This window comes from Streptomyces sp. NPDC045026 (assembly GCF_056432625.1).
In genome coordinates this window covers 91,639-107,668 of the sequence record NZ_JBWKIS010000002.1, presented here as the reverse complement: position 1 = coordinate 107,668, position 16,030 = coordinate 91,639, and the positions used below count along the sequence as shown (strand labels likewise).

Annotated in this window: 12 protein-coding genes; 7 read left to right on the top strand and 5 right to left on the bottom strand. The window is 70.0% G+C overall.

The annotated features are described in order from the left end of the window. Nucleotides 1–64 precede the first annotated feature (64 nt). On the bottom strand, nucleotides 65–748 hold the full coding sequence (locus tag AC07EJ_RS04030; protein ID WP_389476160.1) for an SCO2400 family protein: 684 nt from the start codon (nucleotides 746–748) through the stop codon (nucleotides 65–67). Nucleotides 749–974: 226 nt separating this feature from the next. On the opposite strand from AC07EJ_RS04030, the gene AC07EJ_RS04025 reads away from it, so the two are divergent. The 7 genes from AC07EJ_RS04025 (at nucleotide 975) to AC07EJ_RS03995 (ending at nucleotide 11,234) form a co-directional block, all read left to right on the top strand. After that, nucleotides 975–2,135 carry a mandelate racemase/muconate lactonizing enzyme family protein gene (locus AC07EJ_RS04025; RefSeq protein ID WP_389476162.1) on the top strand — a complete coding sequence of 387 codons (1,161 nt, stop codon included), beginning with the start codon at nucleotides 975–977 and terminating at the stop codon, nucleotides 2,133–2,135. Continuing rightward, a complete protein-coding gene (locus tag AC07EJ_RS04020; RefSeq protein WP_393582711.1) occupies nucleotides 2,135–3,151 on the top strand; it encodes a zinc-dependent alcohol dehydrogenase in 1,017 nt (338 codons plus the stop codon). Before AC07EJ_RS04025 ends, AC07EJ_RS04020 begins: the two co-directional genes overlap by 1 nt. Before the next feature lie 100 nt (nucleotides 3,152–3,251). Next, nucleotides 3,252–4,220: a hypothetical protein gene (locus AC07EJ_RS04015; RefSeq protein WP_389476166.1), complete on the top strand. Its 969-nt coding sequence runs from the start codon at nucleotides 3,252–3,254 to the stop codon at nucleotides 4,218–4,220. Between the two features lie 66 nt (nucleotides 4,221–4,286). Further along, nucleotides 4,287–5,396 (top strand): multiple monosaccharide ABC transporter substrate-binding protein, encoded by a 1,110-nt coding sequence (gene chvE / locus AC07EJ_RS04010; RefSeq protein WP_389476168.1) that lies wholly within the window; start codon nucleotides 4,287–4,289, stop codon nucleotides 5,394–5,396. Between the two features lie 45 nt (nucleotides 5,397–5,441). Further along, the gene (gene mmsA / locus AC07EJ_RS04005) at nucleotides 5,442–6,983 is read left to right on the top strand and encodes a multiple monosaccharide ABC transporter ATP-binding protein (RefSeq protein ID WP_389476170.1); all 1,542 of its coding nucleotides are present in this window, start codon (nucleotides 5,442–5,444) and stop codon (nucleotides 6,981–6,983) included. Between the two features lie 5 nt (nucleotides 6,984–6,988). Further along, nucleotides 6,989–8,239 carry a multiple monosaccharide ABC transporter permease gene (gene mmsB / locus AC07EJ_RS04000; protein ID WP_389476172.1) on the top strand — a complete coding sequence of 417 codons (1,251 nt, stop codon included), beginning with the start codon at nucleotides 6,989–6,991 and terminating at the stop codon, nucleotides 8,237–8,239. A gap of 19 nt (nucleotides 8,240–8,258) precedes the next feature. Then, nucleotides 8,259–11,234, top strand: a complete 2,976-nt coding sequence (locus AC07EJ_RS03995) for a beta-galactosidase (protein WP_389476174.1) — start codon at nucleotides 8,259–8,261, stop codon at nucleotides 11,232–11,234. 67 nt (nucleotides 11,235–11,301) lie between these two features. On the opposite strand, the gene arfA is transcribed toward AC07EJ_RS03995, so the two are convergent. From arfA to AC07EJ_RS03975, 4 genes are read right to left on the bottom strand one after another with little or no spacing between them, the layout of a single operon-like run. Then, a complete protein-coding gene (arfA, locus tag AC07EJ_RS03990; RefSeq protein ID WP_393582718.1) occupies nucleotides 11,302–12,807 on the bottom strand; it encodes an arabinosylfuranosidase ArfA in 1,506 nt (501 codons plus the stop codon). Between the two features lie 12 nt (nucleotides 12,808–12,819). Continuing rightward, entirely contained in the window at nucleotides 12,820–13,689 is an 870-nt protein-coding gene (locus AC07EJ_RS03985; protein WP_393582720.1) for a carbohydrate ABC transporter permease, read from the bottom strand. Continuing rightward, on the bottom strand, nucleotides 13,686–14,627 hold the full coding sequence (locus AC07EJ_RS03980; protein ID WP_389476180.1) for a carbohydrate ABC transporter permease: 942 nt from the start codon (nucleotides 14,625–14,627) through the stop codon (nucleotides 13,686–13,688). Before AC07EJ_RS03980 ends, AC07EJ_RS03985 begins: the two co-directional genes overlap by 4 nt. After that, nucleotides 14,624–15,979, bottom strand: coding sequence for an extracellular solute-binding protein (locus AC07EJ_RS03975; RefSeq protein WP_389476182.1), 1,356 nt, complete (start codon nucleotides 15,977–15,979; stop codon nucleotides 14,624–14,626). Before AC07EJ_RS03975 ends, AC07EJ_RS03980 begins: the two co-directional genes overlap by 4 nt. Nucleotides 15,980–16,030: the final 51 nt, after the last annotated feature.

Genomic DNA, 16,030 nt, shown 5'->3' with positions numbered 1-16,030 from the left:
GCACGCCCCGTAAGCGCACGCCCCGTAAGCGCACGCCCCCGTAAGCCCAACAGGGCGCAAACCCTTAGGTGCACCACCACAGGAAGCGGTCGCACGTCTCCGTCGGGGCGGGCTGCGGCGGGGGCGGTGTCGTGGTGGGGCCGGGAGCGGGCGTACCGGGGCCGGTCGGCGTGCGCGGGGTCGAAGTGGCGGCCGGCGCGGAGGGGTCGCCGCCCGCCGCCTCGCCCTTCGCCTCCCCCGTCTCCTTGTCCTTGTCCTTGTCGTTCTTCGCGTCCTCGGACTCCGACGCGGACGCGGAGGGGGACGCCGAGGCGGCGCTCGACGCCTGCGGGTCCGCCGCGGCGGACCCGGTCGGGGACCCGGCCGCCGAGGAAGCGGCGGCCTCGGCCTCATGGTCGGCGGCCTCCTCGGCGGACGTGGACGCGCCCTGCGCGTCGCCGTCCGCCGACGACTCGGTGCCGAGCTCCGCGAAGCTGAGGCCGCCCGCGGCGAGCGCGAGCCCCGCGGCGGCGATCACGATCTTGTTGCGCCGGCGCCGGTGGGCCCTGCGGGCACCGCGTTCACGGCGTTCCCTGCGGGAGCGGCGGGTGTGCGTGGGTTCGTCGACGGAAGGGGTGCCGGCGCTCTCGGCCGACTCCTGTGCCGCGAGCGCCTCCGCGTGCGCGCGGCACGCTTCGGCGGGCGTGCCGCACCCAGGGCAGGCGAGGGCGCCGTTGAGGTGCCTTCGGCACGCGTGGCAGTAATCCATGACGCATGGAGGCTAGGCGCCGCACAGGTAACGGAAAAAGCCGGGGCTGTGAATGTTCTGTGCAGGGCCGCGTGTTCCGAAGAATTGACCCGCCATACGGCTTCTGCGCACGGCGTACCGGGCCGTCCACTGCGCGAACCATTGACACTCCACACGCACCTCCTTACTGTCACGCCAAGATTTCGAACGCATGACGAAATATCGAACGTCGCAGGGGGCAACTGCCGTGCGCATCACGGGAATCAGCACACACGTGGTCGGGACGCCTTGGCGCAACCTGACCTACGTCCAGGTGCACACCGACGAGGGGATCACCGGGGTCGGCGAGACCCGGATGCTGGGCCACACCGACGCGCTCGTCGGCTACCTGAAGGAGGCTCAGGCCAACCACATCGTCGGCTCGGACCCCTTCGCGACCGAGGACCTCGTACGGCGCATGAAGTACGGCGACTACGGGCGGGCCGGAGAGATCGTGATGTCCGGCATCGCGGTCGTCGAGATGGCCTGCTGGGACATCAAGGGCAAGGCGCTCGGGGTGCCGGTGTGGCAGCTGCTCGGCGGCAAGGTGACGGACCGGGTCAAGGCGTACGCGAACGGCTGGTACACCACCGAGCGCACCCCGGAGGCGTACCACAAGGCGGCGCGGGCCGTGATGGAGCGCGGGTACAAGGCGCTGAAGATCGACCCGTTCGGGACGGGGCACTACGAGCTGGACCACGAACAGAGCCTGTACGCCGTGTCGTTGATCGAGGCGGTACGCGACGCGATCGGGCCGGACGCCGAGCTGATGCTGGAGATGCACGGCCGCTTCTCGCCCTCCACCGCGATCCGGCTCGCGCGCGACCTCGCCCCCTTCAGGCCCGCGTGGCTGGAGGAGCCGGTGCCGCCGGAGAACCTCAAGGCGCTGGAGAAGGTGGCAGCGAAGGTGGACATCCCGGTCGCCACGGGTGAGCGGATCCATGACCGGACCGAGTTCCGCGAGCTGTTCGAGAGCCAGGCCGCGGACATCATCCAGCCGGACGTCGGCCACATCGGCGGCATCTGGGAGACGCGGAAGCTGGCGGCGACGGCGGAGTCCCACTACGTGCTGGTCGCCCCGCACAACGTGGGCGGTCCCGTGCTGACCGCGGCCTCGCTCCAAGTCGGGTTCTCCACACCGAACTTCAAGGTTCTGGAGCACTTCAACGACTTCGCGGACGCGGCCATCAAGAAGGTCGTGAAGGGTGCGCCGCAGGTCGACCCGGAGACCGGGTGCTTCGAGCTGTCGCACGCGCCGGGACTCGGGGTGGAGCTGGACGTGGACGCGGCGGCCGAATTCCCGCAGCAGCAGGCGCGGTTCGACCTGTGGGCGGAGGGCTGGGAGCAGCGCCGCCCGCAGGGGACGTGATGAGCGTCGCGGTCGTCGTCGAGGCACCGGGCGCGTTCCGGATCGTCCCGCACGAGCCGACGCCGCCGGGGGCGGGTGAGGCGCTGGTCCGCGTCCACGCCGTGGGCATCTGCGGCAGCGACCGCGAGGTGTACCAGGGCAACCGGCCCGAGGGATACGTGCGGTACCCGCTCACTCCGGGGCACGAGTGGTCCGGCACGGTCGAGGCCGTCGGGCCGGGTGCGCCCGAGTCGCTCGTCGGCAGGAAGATCGTCGGCGAGGGCTTCCGCAACTGCCAGGTCTGCGACCGCTGCCATGCCGGCGAGACGACGCTGTGCGCGGCGGGATACGAGGAGACCGGGTTCACACGGCCCGGCGCCATGGCCGCCACGCTCACCCTGCCCGCCCGGCTCCTGCACGTCCTGCCGGACGACGCCGACCTGACGGCGGCCGCGCTGCTCGAACCCGCGGCCTGCGTCGCCGCGGCCGCGCTCAAGGCGGACGCGCGGCCGGGCGAACGGGTCGCCGTCGTCGGCGCGGGCACCCTCGGCATGCTCGCCGTGCAGTTCCTCGCGGCGGGCTCCCCCGCAGAGCTCCTCACCGTCGACACCCGGCCCGAACGGGCCGCCCTCGCCGGGCAGTTCGGCGCGACGGACTTCCGTACGCCCGACCAGGAGCTGCCCGGCGGCTTCGACGTGGTGATCGAGACCGCCGGGTCCGTGGACTCGGCCCGCACCGCGGCCTCGCTGCTGCGGCGCGGGGGCCGGCTCGTCCTCACCGGGCTCCCGGCGTCCGGCGCGGCGGGGCTCGATCCGACCGGCCTCGTCGTGCGGCAGCTGGACGTGCGGACCGTGTTCGGGGCGCCGCCCGCCGCGTGGGCGCATGCCGTGCGGGTCTTCGGCGCGGGGCTGCTTGATCCGTCGCCGCTGGTGACGCACGAGCTGCCACTGGATCAGTTCCCGTACGGCATCGAGCTGGTGGGATCCGGGGACCCCGAGGTGGGCAAGGTGCTGCTGCTCCCCCAGAGCCTCCCGTAAGCCCTGGCTCCTGCCTCCCGGCACGTTCCGGGCGTACCCACTCCCACCGATCCGAACTTGGTTCGAAATACCGAACAACACCGAACGTGAAGGACTGCCCGTGACCGACTCCCCCTCTCCCCGCCGCCCCGGCGAACCCGCCCTCGCGGCCCTGGGCCTGTCCGCCCCCTCCACCGCCGAAGCCGACACCTCCCCGCACGCCTTCCCCGACGGCGGCACCTGGCGCACCGAGATCCCCTCCGTCGAGGGGCCCGAGGCGCTGGCCGTCGTACTCAAGGAGGCCTCGCGCCTCGACGTGCCGGTCCACCGGATCAGCCAGGGCAGCGGCGTGTGGATGCTCACCGACGCCGAGATCACCGAGATGGTCGAGTCGGCCGCCGAGCGGGACATCGAACTGTGCCTGTTCACCGGGCCGCGCGGCACCTGGGACACCGGCGCCTCCGTGCGCACCGACTCGCACGGCGCGGGCCTGCGCGCCCGCGGCCACGACGCCGTCGCCGGATGCGTGGAAGACGCCGTCCGGGCCACGGAGTTGGGCGTGAAGTGCCTGCTCGTCGCCGACGAGGGCGTGCTGTGGACGCTGCACCGGGCCCGCGAGCAGGGGGTGATCCCCGGTGACACCACGCTCAAGGTCTCCGCGCTCATCGGCCCGGTCAACCCGGCCTCGTACGCCGTCTTCGAACGGCTCGGCGCCGACTCGCTCAACGTGCCGAGCGACCTCACCCTCGCCCACCTCACCGAGATCCGCCGGGTCTCCGCCGCGCCCATGGACCTGTACGTCGAGGCGCCGGACGACCTCGGCGGCTATGTGCGGATGTACGAGATCGCGGAGCTGATCCGCCGCGGGGCGCCGCTGTACCTGAAGTTCGGGCTCGCGAAGGCCCCCGCCATCTACCCGTACGGCGCCCACCTGCGCGACGTCACTCTCGACACCGCCCGTGAGCGCGTGCGCCGCGGCCGGCTCGCGCTCGACCTGCTGGCCCGGCACGGCGCGGACGGCGGCATGTCGCCGCTCGGCTCGCGGCTGCCGGGCGCTCTCGACCGTTTCCCGCTGACCGTCTCCCACTGAATTCCCCGCCGGCGTTTCCCGCTGACGATTCCGCTCCCCCGACGCGACCGACAAGGACTGATGACCATGCGCAACCGCAGAAGTGCCGTTTCCGCCGTGGCGGGAGCCGCCGCTCTCGCCCTCGCCCTGACCGCCTGCGGGCAGAGCAGTGAGGGCGGCAGCAAGGAAGCGAAGGACAAGAAGGAGATGACCGTCGGCATCGCCATGCCGACCAAGTCGTCCGAGCGCTGGATAGCCGACGGCAAGAACATGGTCGCCACGCTGCACAAGGCCGGCTACAAGACGACCCTCCAGTACGGCGAGGACGACGTCGACCAGCAGGTCCAGCAGCTCGAGGGCATGATCACGCAGGGCGTGGACGCGCTGGTTATCGCGGCGATCAACGGCGACGCGCTCTCCAACGTGCTCAAGGAGGCCCATGACGCGAACATCCCCGTCATCTCCTACGACCGCCTCCTGCTCAACTCCCCCTACGTCGACTACTACGCCTCCTTCGACAACGAGAAGGTCGGCCGACTCCAGGGCACGTACATCACCGAGAAGCTGGGTCTGAAGGACGGCTCCAAGAAGGGGCCCTTCAACATCGAGCTGTTCGCGGGCTCGAACGACGACAACAACACCAAGTACTTCTTCAACGGCGCGATGAAGGTGCTCCAGCCCTACATCGACAAGAAGCAGCTCGTGGTCAGGTCCGGCCAGACGGCGCTCAACAAGGTCACGACGCTGCGCTGGGACGGCGGCACCGCGCAGAAGCGCATGGACGACCTGCTCACGTCGTCGTACTCCTCGGCCAAGGTGGATGCCGTCCTCTCCCCGTACGACGGCATCTCGATCGGCATCCTGTCCGCCCTCAAGTCCGACGACTACGGCTCCGCGAGCAAGCCGCTGCCCGTCGTCACCGGGCAGGACGCCGAGGTCGCCTCGGTGAAGTCGATCGTCGCGGGCCAGCAGACCCAGACCGTCTACAAGGACACCCGGGAGCTCGCCAAGGTCGCCTCCAGCATGGTCGACGCGGTGCTGAAGGGGAAGAAGCCGCAGGTCAACGACACCACTTCGTACAACAACGGCAAGAAGGTCGTGCCGTCCTATCTGCTCCAGCCGGTGAGCGTCGACAAGAGCAACTACCAGAAGGAGCTCATCGACACCGGCTACATCAAGGCGAGCGACCTCAAGTAGCCCGCCCACACACCACCGGTTCACACGGAGCAGAAAGGCACGACCATGGCGGGACCCGTCCTGGAGATGCGCTCGATCGTCAAGACCTTCCCCGGCGTCAAGGCGCTCGCGGACGTCTCCCTGAGCGTCCGCGCGGGCGAGGTCCACGCCGTCTGCGGGGAGAACGGCGCCGGGAAGTCGACGCTGATGAAGGTCCTCAGCGGCGTTCACCCGCACGGCAGTTACGAGGGGGAGATCCTCTTCGAGGGCGAGCCGTGCCGGTTCAAGGACATCGGGGCGAGCGAGAAGCGCGGCATCGTGATCATCCACCAGGAGCTCGCCCTGGTGCCGTACCTCTCGCTCGCCGAGAACATCTTCCTCGGCAACGAGCACGCCACGCGGGGCGTGATCAGCTGGGGCGAGACCCTCAAGCACGCCACGGCCCTGCTGCGGCGGGTCGGTCTGGACGAGCACCCGCAGACCCGCGTCGCCGACATCGGCGTCGGGAAGCAGCAGCTGGTCGAGATCGCCAAGGCCCTGTCGAAGGAGGTGAAGCTGCTCATCCTCGACGAGCCGACGGCCGCGCTCAATGACGAGGACAGCGGCAAACTCCTGGATCTGATCCTGGAGTTGAAGGGCCAGGGCATCACCTCGATCATCATCTCGCACAAGCTCAACGAGATCGCCCGGGTCGCTGACTCGGTGACGGTCATCCGCGACGGGCACTCCATCGAGACGCTGGACGTGAAGGCCGCGGAGACGACCGAGGAGCGGATCATCCGCGCCATGGTCGGCCGCGACCTCGACCACCGCTTCCCGGAGCGCACCCCGCACCCGCAGGACCCCACCGCGGCGCCGGCCCTGGAGATCCGCGACTGGACCGTCTTCCACCCCATCGACCAGCAGCGCAAGGTCGTCGACTCGGTGTCCCTGAACGTGCGCCGCGGGGAGATCGTCGGCATCGCGGGGCTGATGGGCGCGGGCCGCACGGAACTCGCGATGAGCGTGTTCGGGCGGGCCTACGGGAAGTACGCGGGCGGCAGTGTCCTCAAGGACGGCACCGAGATCCGCACCCGCACCGTCCCCGAGGCGGTCGGGCACGGCATCGCGTACGTCACCGAGGACCGCAAGCACTACGGCCTCAACCTCATCGACTCCATCAACCGCAACATCTCGCTGAGCGCGCTGCGCAAGGTCGCCCGGCGCGGGGTCGTCGACGAGCACGAGGAGCGGAAGGTCTCCGAGGGCTTCCGGAAGTCCATGAACATCAAGGCCCCCAACGTCTTTGAACCCGTGGGCCGGCTCTCCGGCGGCAACCAGCAGAAGGTCGTCCTCAGCAAGTGGATCTTCGCGGGGCCCGATGTGCTGATCCTCGACGAGCCGACCCGCGGCATCGACGTGGGCGCGAAGTACGAGATCTACACGGTGATCGACCAACTGGCCGCCGAGGGCAAGGCCGTTGTCTTCATCTCCTCCGAACTGCCCGAGCTGCTCGGCATGTGCGACCGGATCTACACGATGTCGGCCGGACGGCTCACCGGTGAGGTCCCGCGAGCGGAGGCCACCCAGGAAGTGCTGATGCGGCACATGACCAAGGACAAGAGGTAGGACCGATGAGCACGAACCTGAAGGCCGGGTCGCCGTCCGGCGCCGCGGCCCCGGAGGAATCCGGAGACACCGGGCACGCGACCGGCCTCGGCCGGCTGATCATCGACGGCATGCGCCGCAACATGCGGCAGTACGGGATGCTCTTCGCCCTCGGCCTGATCGTGATCCTTTTCGAGGTCTGGACGGGCGGCGACCTGCTGCTGCCGCGCAACGTCTCGAACCTGGTGCTGCAGAACAGCTACATCCTGATCCTGGCAATCGGCATGATGATCGTCATCATCGCGGGCCACATCGACCTGTCGGTCGGCTCCATCACCGCGTTCACGGGGGCGCTCGCCGCGGTGCTCATGGTCACGCACCACTGGTCGTGGCCGGTGGCCGCCCTCGCGGTCCTCGCCGTCGGTGCCCTCGCCGGGGCCATGCAGGGCTTCTTCATCGCCTACCTCGGCATACCGTCGTTCATCGTGACCCTGGCGGGCATGCTGCTCTTCCGCGGTCTGACGGAGATCTTCCTCAAGGGGCAGACGCTCGGCCCGTTCCCCGAAGGGCTGCAGAAGGTCGCCAACGGTTTCCTGCCCGAGGTCGGCCCCCACACCAACTACCACAACCTCACCCTGCTCCTCGGCCTGGGCCTCATCGCCCTCGTCGTGTGGCAGGAGGTGCGCGACCGCAAGCGCCAGCAGGAGTACGCGCTCGACGTGCTGCCCGCGAAGCTGTTCGCGCTGAAGCTCACCGCGCTGGTCGCCGCCGTCCTCGTCTTCACCCTGCTGCTCGCCAGCTACAAGGGCGCGCCCGTGGTGCTGATCGTCCTGGCCGTGCTCCTCGTCGCCTTCGGCTATGTGATGCGCAACGCGGTGATCGGCCGCCATGTGTACGCGATCGGCGGCAACCTGCCGGCGGCGAAGCTCTCCGGCGTCCGGGACAAGAAGGTCACCTTCGCGGTCTTCCTCAACATGGGGATGCTGGCGGCGCTCGCGGGCCTGGTCTTCGCGGCCCGCTTCAACGCCGCGTCGCCGAAGGCGGGCGTCAACTTCGAACTCGAGGCGATCGCCGCCTCGTTCATCGGCGGCGCGTCGATGAGCGGCGGTGTCGGCACGGTGCTCGGCGCGATCATCGGCGGCACGGTCCTCGGCGTCCTGAACAACGGCATGAACCTCGTCGGCGTCGGCACCGACTGGCAGCAGGTCATCAAGGGCCTGGTCCTGCTCGCGGCGGTCGGCTTCGACGTGTGGAACAAGCGCAAGGTCGGTTCGTAAATCTTCCAGGAGGCCCTCCTTGGAGCTCAGCAGACGCTCCTTCACCGCCCTCACGGGGGCGGCCGCCCTCGGCGGGGCACTCGCCGGCCCGTCCGGCACGGCCCAGGCGGCCGTGCCGGACGCACGGCCCGCGCCACCGGTGGCCGACGGCACCGCGCACACCGTCGCCTTCGACAAGTACTCCATGATCATCGACGGCCGCCGCACGGCCCTGTGGTCGGGCGAGGTCCACCCCTTCCGGCTGCCGAGCCCGTCCCTGTGGCGGGACGTCCTGCAGAAGCTGCGCGCCCACGGCTACAACAGCGTGAGCATCTACGTGGCGTGGAACTACCACTCCCCCGCGCCCGGTTCGTACGACTTCACCGGCGTGCGGGACCTCGACCTGTTCCTGCGCACGGCCGCCGAGTGCGGGCTGTACGTCATCTTCCGCCCCGGCCCGTACATCAACGCCGAGGTCGACGCGGGCGGCTTCCCCGGCTGGCTCACCACCACCGCGGGGACGGCCCGCACCTCCGACCCGACCTATCTGGGGCACGTCGACGAGTGGCTGACGGCCGTGGACGAGATCGCGGCCCGGCACCTGTACACCAAGGGCGAGGGCACGGTCGTGCTCTACCAGTTGGAGAACGAGTACGCCTCGAACGTCACGAGCGCGGCGGGCCGCGACTACATGACTCACCTCCACGCCAAGGTGCGCGCCGACGGCATCGACGTCCCCCTCTTCCACAACGACAAGGGCCGCAACGGCTACTGGGTCCCCGGCTCCTTCCCCACCGGCGGCGAGAGCGGCCGCTACATGTACGCCTTCGACGGCTACCCCTCGCCCTCCGGGAACCCTCCGGACTGGGGGTACTTCGGTACCGGCGGCGCGAAGGGCGGCTCCACGGCGAGCCCGGACACCGCCGGATTCCTGGCCGAGTTCGGCGGCGGCTGGTTCGATCCGTGGGGCGGCGGCGAGTTCGCGGGCAAGGGCTACGAGGAGGCGCGCAGGACGCGCGACGCCGCGTACGAGCGCAGGTTCTACCTCACCAACCTCGCCAACGGGATCAAGGTCCACAACGTCTACATGACGTTCGGCGGCACCTCATGGGGCTGGCTGCCGGCGCCCGTCGTCTACACGTCGTACGACTACGGGGCAGCCCTCGACGAGGCTCGCGGCATCACGTCCAAGCTGGTCCCGATGCACCAGATCGGTCAACTCCTCGCCACGGTGCCGGACTTGACGCAGCTGGACCGGGCCGCCGACACGGCCGCCGGGGACGACCGGATCAAGGTCTACCACCTGGTGAACCCCGAGTCGGGCGCGCACGTCTACGTCCTGCGCAACGACACGACAGCCGAGGTGACGTCGACCCTCGACGTCACCCACGACGGGGGCTCCACGACCGTGGACGTCACGGTCGGCGCGCGCGACGCCAAGCTCCTCGCGACCGGGATCGCCGTCGGCCGGCGGCGGCTGCGGTACTCCACCGCGCAGCCCATGCTCCAGCTCGGCGCCGCTCGCCACGACATCGCCGTCCTCACGGGCCGGGCGGGCGAGGCGACGGTGACGGCCCTGGAGTGCACGGGCGAGCCGAAGGTCACGGTCCTCGACGGGGTCGCCACGTCCGCGTACGACAGCGGGAGCGGTGTGCTGCGCGTGAGCGGCACGCTCGGCGGGCTGACGCGTGTGCTGGTCGAGGGCGGCGGTGCGGAGACGCCGTTGCTCCTGTTGCTCGCCGACGACGAGGCCACCGCTCGCCTGTGGCGCCATGACACACCCTCCGGTCCTGTCCTGGTGCGCGGGCCCGCCCTGCTGCGCACCGCCGCCCTGCACGGCGCGAGCGTCCACCTCGAGGGCGACACCGTCGAAGCGGCCGACCTGGAGGTGTGGGCGCCGCGCGGGATCGGCCGGGTGACGTGGAACGAAGCGCCCGTGGCCATGCGCCCGACGCCCAGTGGCAGCCTGCTGGCCAGGGCGCGCCTCGCCGGGGTGCCCGACGTCGCACTGCCCGCGCTCACCGGCTGGCGCCGCCGCGGCGAGAACCCGGAGGCGGACCCCGCCTTCGACGACTCGGACTGGCAGGTCGCCGACAGGACGTCCTCCCACAGCACGACGCCCGTGCCCGCCGGCCGGCCCGTGCTCTTCGCGGACGACTACGGGTTCCACTACGGCGACGTCTGGTACCGCGCGGCCTTCGACGACGCGAGCGGCGCCGAGTCGGTGTCCCTGGCGTACACCACTGGGACGCAGGGGCTGCTGATGGCGTGGCTGGACGGGGAGCCGCTGGGCACGCACCGGATGCCCGTCCCGGACAAGTCGCAGAGCACGCAGGGCACCTGGACGGCCACCGCCACCCTCACGGTGCCCGCGTCGCTGCGCACCCCCGGCCGGCACACCCTGTCCGTGCTGGTGCGTCGGATGCAGCACGACGAGGACGGCGGGGCGCGCGACTCCCACAAGGCGGCGCGCGGCCTGACGGCGGTGACGTTCACGGGCGCGGCCCCGGCCCTGACCTGGCGCATCCAGGGCGAGAAGGCGCCTGATCCCGTGCGCGGTCCGCTCAACAACGGCGGCCTGTACGGGGAGCGGCACGGGTGGCACCTGCCGGACTTCCGGGACGACGACTGGCATCCGGCCACGCTGCCGTCACCGGCGGACGGACAGCAGCAGGGAGTCACCTGGTACCGCACCGGCTTCCGGCTCGGCATCGACCACGACGTCGACGCCGCCGTCGGCCTCACCTTCACCGACGACGTGAGCCGCGCCTATCGCGTCCAGATCTTCCTCAACGGCTGGAACATGGGCCAGTACATCAACGACGTAGGGCCGCAGCACACCTTCGCCCTGCCGAACGGGGTGCTGCGCACAAGGGGACGCAACACACTCGCCCTGGCCGTCCTGTCCGACGGGACCACACCGACCGGGCCGGGCGAGGTGAAGCTGACGCTCATGCGGAGCGCCGCGGGAGGGGTGCGGGTGGAGCCGGTGGAGTCGCCGGGCGCCGCTCGCTGACGCATCCTCACGCGCAGGCGAAAGCGGGCCGGTCCACGGGGGGTCGGCCCGCTTTCGCGTGCGCGCGTCAGGCCAGTCGGATCACGTTCCAGGACAGGGGCTCCAGGGTGGCCGTGAGGGTGCCGTCCGCCAGGGCCGTGCCGGTCACCGGGTGCGGGGTGACCCGTTCCGGCTCCGTTCGCGTGTTGCGGGCCTCCGGGTCGGCGTCGGCGAGGACGCTGTGCTCGACGACCGACGTCAGGTCGAGCCCGTTCAGGGCGACTTCGAGGGGCAGGGACTCGCCCTGGCTGCGGTTGACCGCGAAGACCGTGACCGTGCCGTCCTCGGCGCGCACCGCCGTCGCGTGCAGCAGATCGGCGGTGCCGTGCCGCTTCGTGTCGTAAGTGGGCGAGTCCACGCGGACGTCGAGGACCTGGCCGCGCCCGTACGCCGACGCGGCGGCGAACGGGAAGAACGTCGTCTGCCGCCAGGCCGGGCCGCCGGGCTCCGTCATGATCGGCGCGATGACGTTGACGAGCTGAGCGAGGCAGGCGACGGTGACGCGGTCCGCGTGGCGCAGGAGCGCGATGAGCAGCGAGCCGAAGACCACGGCGTCGGTGACGGAGTAGACGTCCTCCAGGAGCCGGGGCGCCTCGGGCCAGTCCAGGGCCGAGACCTCGGCGTTCGTCCGGGACATGTACCAGACGTTCCACTCGTCGAAGGACAGGTTGATCCGCTTCTTCGACTTGAGGCGGGCACCGATGTGGTCGCAGGTCGCCACTACGTTCTCGATGAACGACTCCATGTCGACGGCGGACGCCAGGAACGAGTCGCGGTCGCCGTCGTGCTCCTCGTAATAGGCGTGCAGCGAGATGTGGTCGACGAGGTCGTACGTCTCCGCGAGGACGGTCGCCTCCCACTCGGCGAAGGTCTCCATGCCCTGCCCCGACGAGCCGCACGCGACGAGCTGGACCCCGGGGTCGATCTGACGCATGGCGCGCGCGGTCTCGGCGGCCAGCCTGCCGTACTCCTGTGCGGTCTTGTGGCCGGTCTGCCAGGGCCCGTCCATCTCGTTGCCCAGGCACCACAGGCGGATCCCGAAAGGGTCCTTGTCGCCGTGGGAGGCGCGCAGGTCGGACAGGGCGGTGCCGGAGGGGTGGTTGGCGTACTCCTGGAGTTCGAGGGCCTCGGCGACGCCTCGGGTGCCGAGGTTCACGGCCATCATGGGTTCGGCCTGGGGGCCGATCTTCTTCAGGAACGCGATGTACTCGGACAGGCCGAAGCGGTTCGTCTCCGTGGAGCGCCAGGCGAGGTCGAGGCGGCGGGGCCGCTCGTCCACCGGGCCCACCGAGTCCTCCCACTTGTAGCCGGAGACGAAGTTGCCGCCGGGGTAGCGGATCGTGGTGACGCCGAGCTCGCGGACGAGTGCGAGGACGTCGGTGCGCAGGCCCGCCTCGTCGGCGGCCGGGTGGCCGGGCTCGTGGATCCCGGTGTAGACGCAGCGGCCGAGGTGCTCGACGAAGGACCCGAACAGGCGCGGGTCCACCTCACCGACGGTGAAGGCGGGGTCGAGGGTGAAGCGTGCGGTGTGCATGGGTTCCTTCCCTTACTGGCCGGCCAGGCCCGTGTGGGCCACGCCGCTGACGATCTGGCGCTGGAAGAAGACGAAGACGACGATCAGGGGCAGGCCCGCCATGAGGCCGCCGGCCATCAGCTGGGCCCACTGGATGCCGTACGAGTTCATGACGGTCGCGATGCCGTTCGGCATGGTCATCAGGTCGGGGTTGTTGGTGACCATGTACGGCCACAGGAAGTTGTTCCACGACGCGATGAAGGTGAAGATGCCCACCGCCGCGAGCGAGGGCCGGGCGAGCGGCACGACGATGGTGAAGAAGACCCGCCAGCGTCCGGCGCCGTCGATGAACGCGGCCTCCTCCAGCTCCTTGGGGATGCCCTGGAAGAACTTGTAGAGGATGTAGACCATCGCGGCCGGCGCGCACTGCGGCAGGATCATGCCCCAGTACGTGTCGACCATCCCCATCTCCTGGACGGTGGTGAACAGGGGCACGCCGAGGACCGCCGGGGAGACCATGAGCCCGGCCATGACGACGCCCATCAAGACGTTCTTGCCGCGGAACTCGGTGCGGGCGAATCCGTAGCCGGCGAGGGCGCTCACCGTCAGCACGATCGCGGTCACACAGACCGACACCACAAGAGAGTTGACGAACCAGTCGGTGATGTTGCCGGTCTCGAAGAGCGCCTTCCACGCCTGGCCGGTCCACTCCTTCGGCAGCCAGTGCGGCGGCACCTCGACGGCCTCGGTCTCCGACTTCAGCGAGGTGAACAGGGCCCAGGCGAGCGGCGCCAGGAAGACGGCGGAGACGGCGACGCCGAGGAGGGTGAGCACGATCTGGCTGGGCGTCCAGGCTTTGCGCGTACGGGACTTGATGCGTATCTGCGCGGCGTCGGTGGTCATCGCGCGCCCTCCTCACGGTTGCGCAGCAGCCACATCCGCGCGAGGGCGACGGCCGCGATGATCACGAAGAAGATGATGGAGATGGCGGAGGCGTAGCCCACGCGGTAGCTGGTGAAGCCCTGTTCGAGGGTGAACTGCACGAAGGTGCGCGTCGATTCCTCCGGACCCGGCCCGAAGTCCTGCATCACGACTGCCTGGTCGAAGACCTGGAGTGAGGCGAGGATCTGGAGGGCGATGACGAGGCCCGTGATATTGCGCAGCATCGGCAGGGTGATGTGGAGCATGCGGTGCCAGGCGTTGGCGCCGTCCAGCTTCGCGGCCTCGTAGAGGTGCGCGGGGATGCCCTGGAGCGCGGCGAGGTAGAGCAGGAAGCTGAAGCCGACCGTCCACCACAGGGTCGTGATGACGACGGCGAGCATCGCGTACGACTTGTCGGTCAGCCAGGGGGTGTCGATGCCGAAGACGTGGTTGACCATGCCCGTACCGGGGTTGAACAGCCACTGCCACAGGTTGCCCGCGACGGTGGAGGGCAGCAGGAACGGCAGGAAGAAGCACAGCCGCCACAGCCATGTGCCGCGCTCTATGTGGTGGGCCAGCATCGCGAGCAGGAAGGCGAGGACCGTGATGCAGGGCACGACGAGCAGCGTGAAGAAGGCGCTGTGGCCGAGCGAGTCCCACATCAGCGGGTCGTGGAGGGCCTCGCGGTAGTTGTCGAGGCCGATGAAGCCCGCGCTGTCGCCGGAGATGTTGGCGTCCGTGAGGCTGAGGTAGACGCCACGCAGCAGCGGCCAGATCACGAAGAGCGCGAACAGTGCGAGGAACGGGGCGACGAACCAGCCGCCGTGCTGGAAGCCCTGCTTCCTGCCGACGGTGGCGGCGCCCGCCGCGGCGGCCTGCGCGCGCGGTGGTGCGATGACGGTCTCGGCGCTGGTCGTCATGCGGCCGCACCTCCTTGCGCTGCGGTCTTGCCGTCCATGGGGTTCTTCATGGCGAGGAGCTGGGCGAGCACGCCCTTCATGCGGCGGGCGACGGCCTGAGGCCTGGCGGAGCCCAGAGTCGAGGAGACGACGATCGGGCCGATGCGCTGGGCGAGGATGCCGGTGGACCCGGCGAACCACACCTTCGGCTCGTTCGCCTGGTGGTCCATCGCGGAGACGTACTCGTTCTGCGGGCTCAGCTTCTTGTACGCGGCCGTGGACAGGGTCGGCGTGTACGCGGGGATGTGGCCGCCGGCCGCCCACTGCCGGGCGTGCTTGACGACGTACGCGGCGAGTTGGTGCGCGCCCTCGTTGGTGGCGCCACCGCGGCCGGCCTGGTGCGGCAGCACGAAGGAGTGCGACTCGGCGTGGGTGGCCTGCTTGCCGAAGACGGGCGGCAGCGGGGTCGCGCCGTACTCCAGCTTCGCGCCGGAGAAGACCGGCACGGACCAGTTGCCCTCCCAGGTGAAGGGGGTGCCGTTGACGAACTGCTCGGCGCCGACGGACCCCATGCCCGGGTTGGCGTACCCGTCGGCGACGTGCTGACGCAGGAACTCCAGGACCTGGGTGGCCTTGTCGGTGTCGAAGGTGACCTCGGTGTTGTCGGCGTTGAACCAGGTGCCGCCGAGCTGGGTGTAGAAGGCGACGAAGAACCACCACTGGAAGTTCTGGTCGTTGACCCACAGGCCGATGGTCTGAAGCCCCTTCCTGGTGGCCTTCTTGGCCTCCTTCAGCATGTCGAACCACTCGTCGGTGGACGTGACCGGGACGAGCCTGCCGTCGTCGCCGATCAGGCCCGTCTTCTTCAGGACGTCCTTGCGGTAGAAGCAGAGCTGGACGTGGATGTCGAGCGGGAGGGCGTAGAGCTTGCCGCCGATGACGGCGCGCTTCCACAGCGCGGGGTTGAAGTCGGCTTCCTTCACGCCGTACTTGGCGAGCAGGCCGACGTCCCACGGGTCCAGGAGACGGCCGGGCGAGAACCCGGTGACCCGGCCCAGGTGCATCACGCCGAGGTCCGGTGCGCGGTTGCCCGCCGCGGCCATGGCGAGCTTGGTGTAGAAGGGGCTGCCCCACTGGAGGGTCGAGTCCTTCACGTCGATGCCGGGGTGCTCCTTACGGAACGCGTCCAGCATCGCGATCATGTTGTAGCCGTCGCCGCCGCTGAAGAGGTTCCAGTAGCGCACGCGCGTGCTCGCGCTGGAGGCGAGCGCGTCGGCCCCCGTGCCCAGCGCCGCGAATCCGAAGCTGCCCGCCACCGTCAACCCGCCGATTCCGGCCAGGAGTTGCCTGCGGTTCAGGCCAGGTCGTCCCATTCCCTGCCCTTACTGTTCGATATATCGAATGATGCTCGTAACTTCGAACGG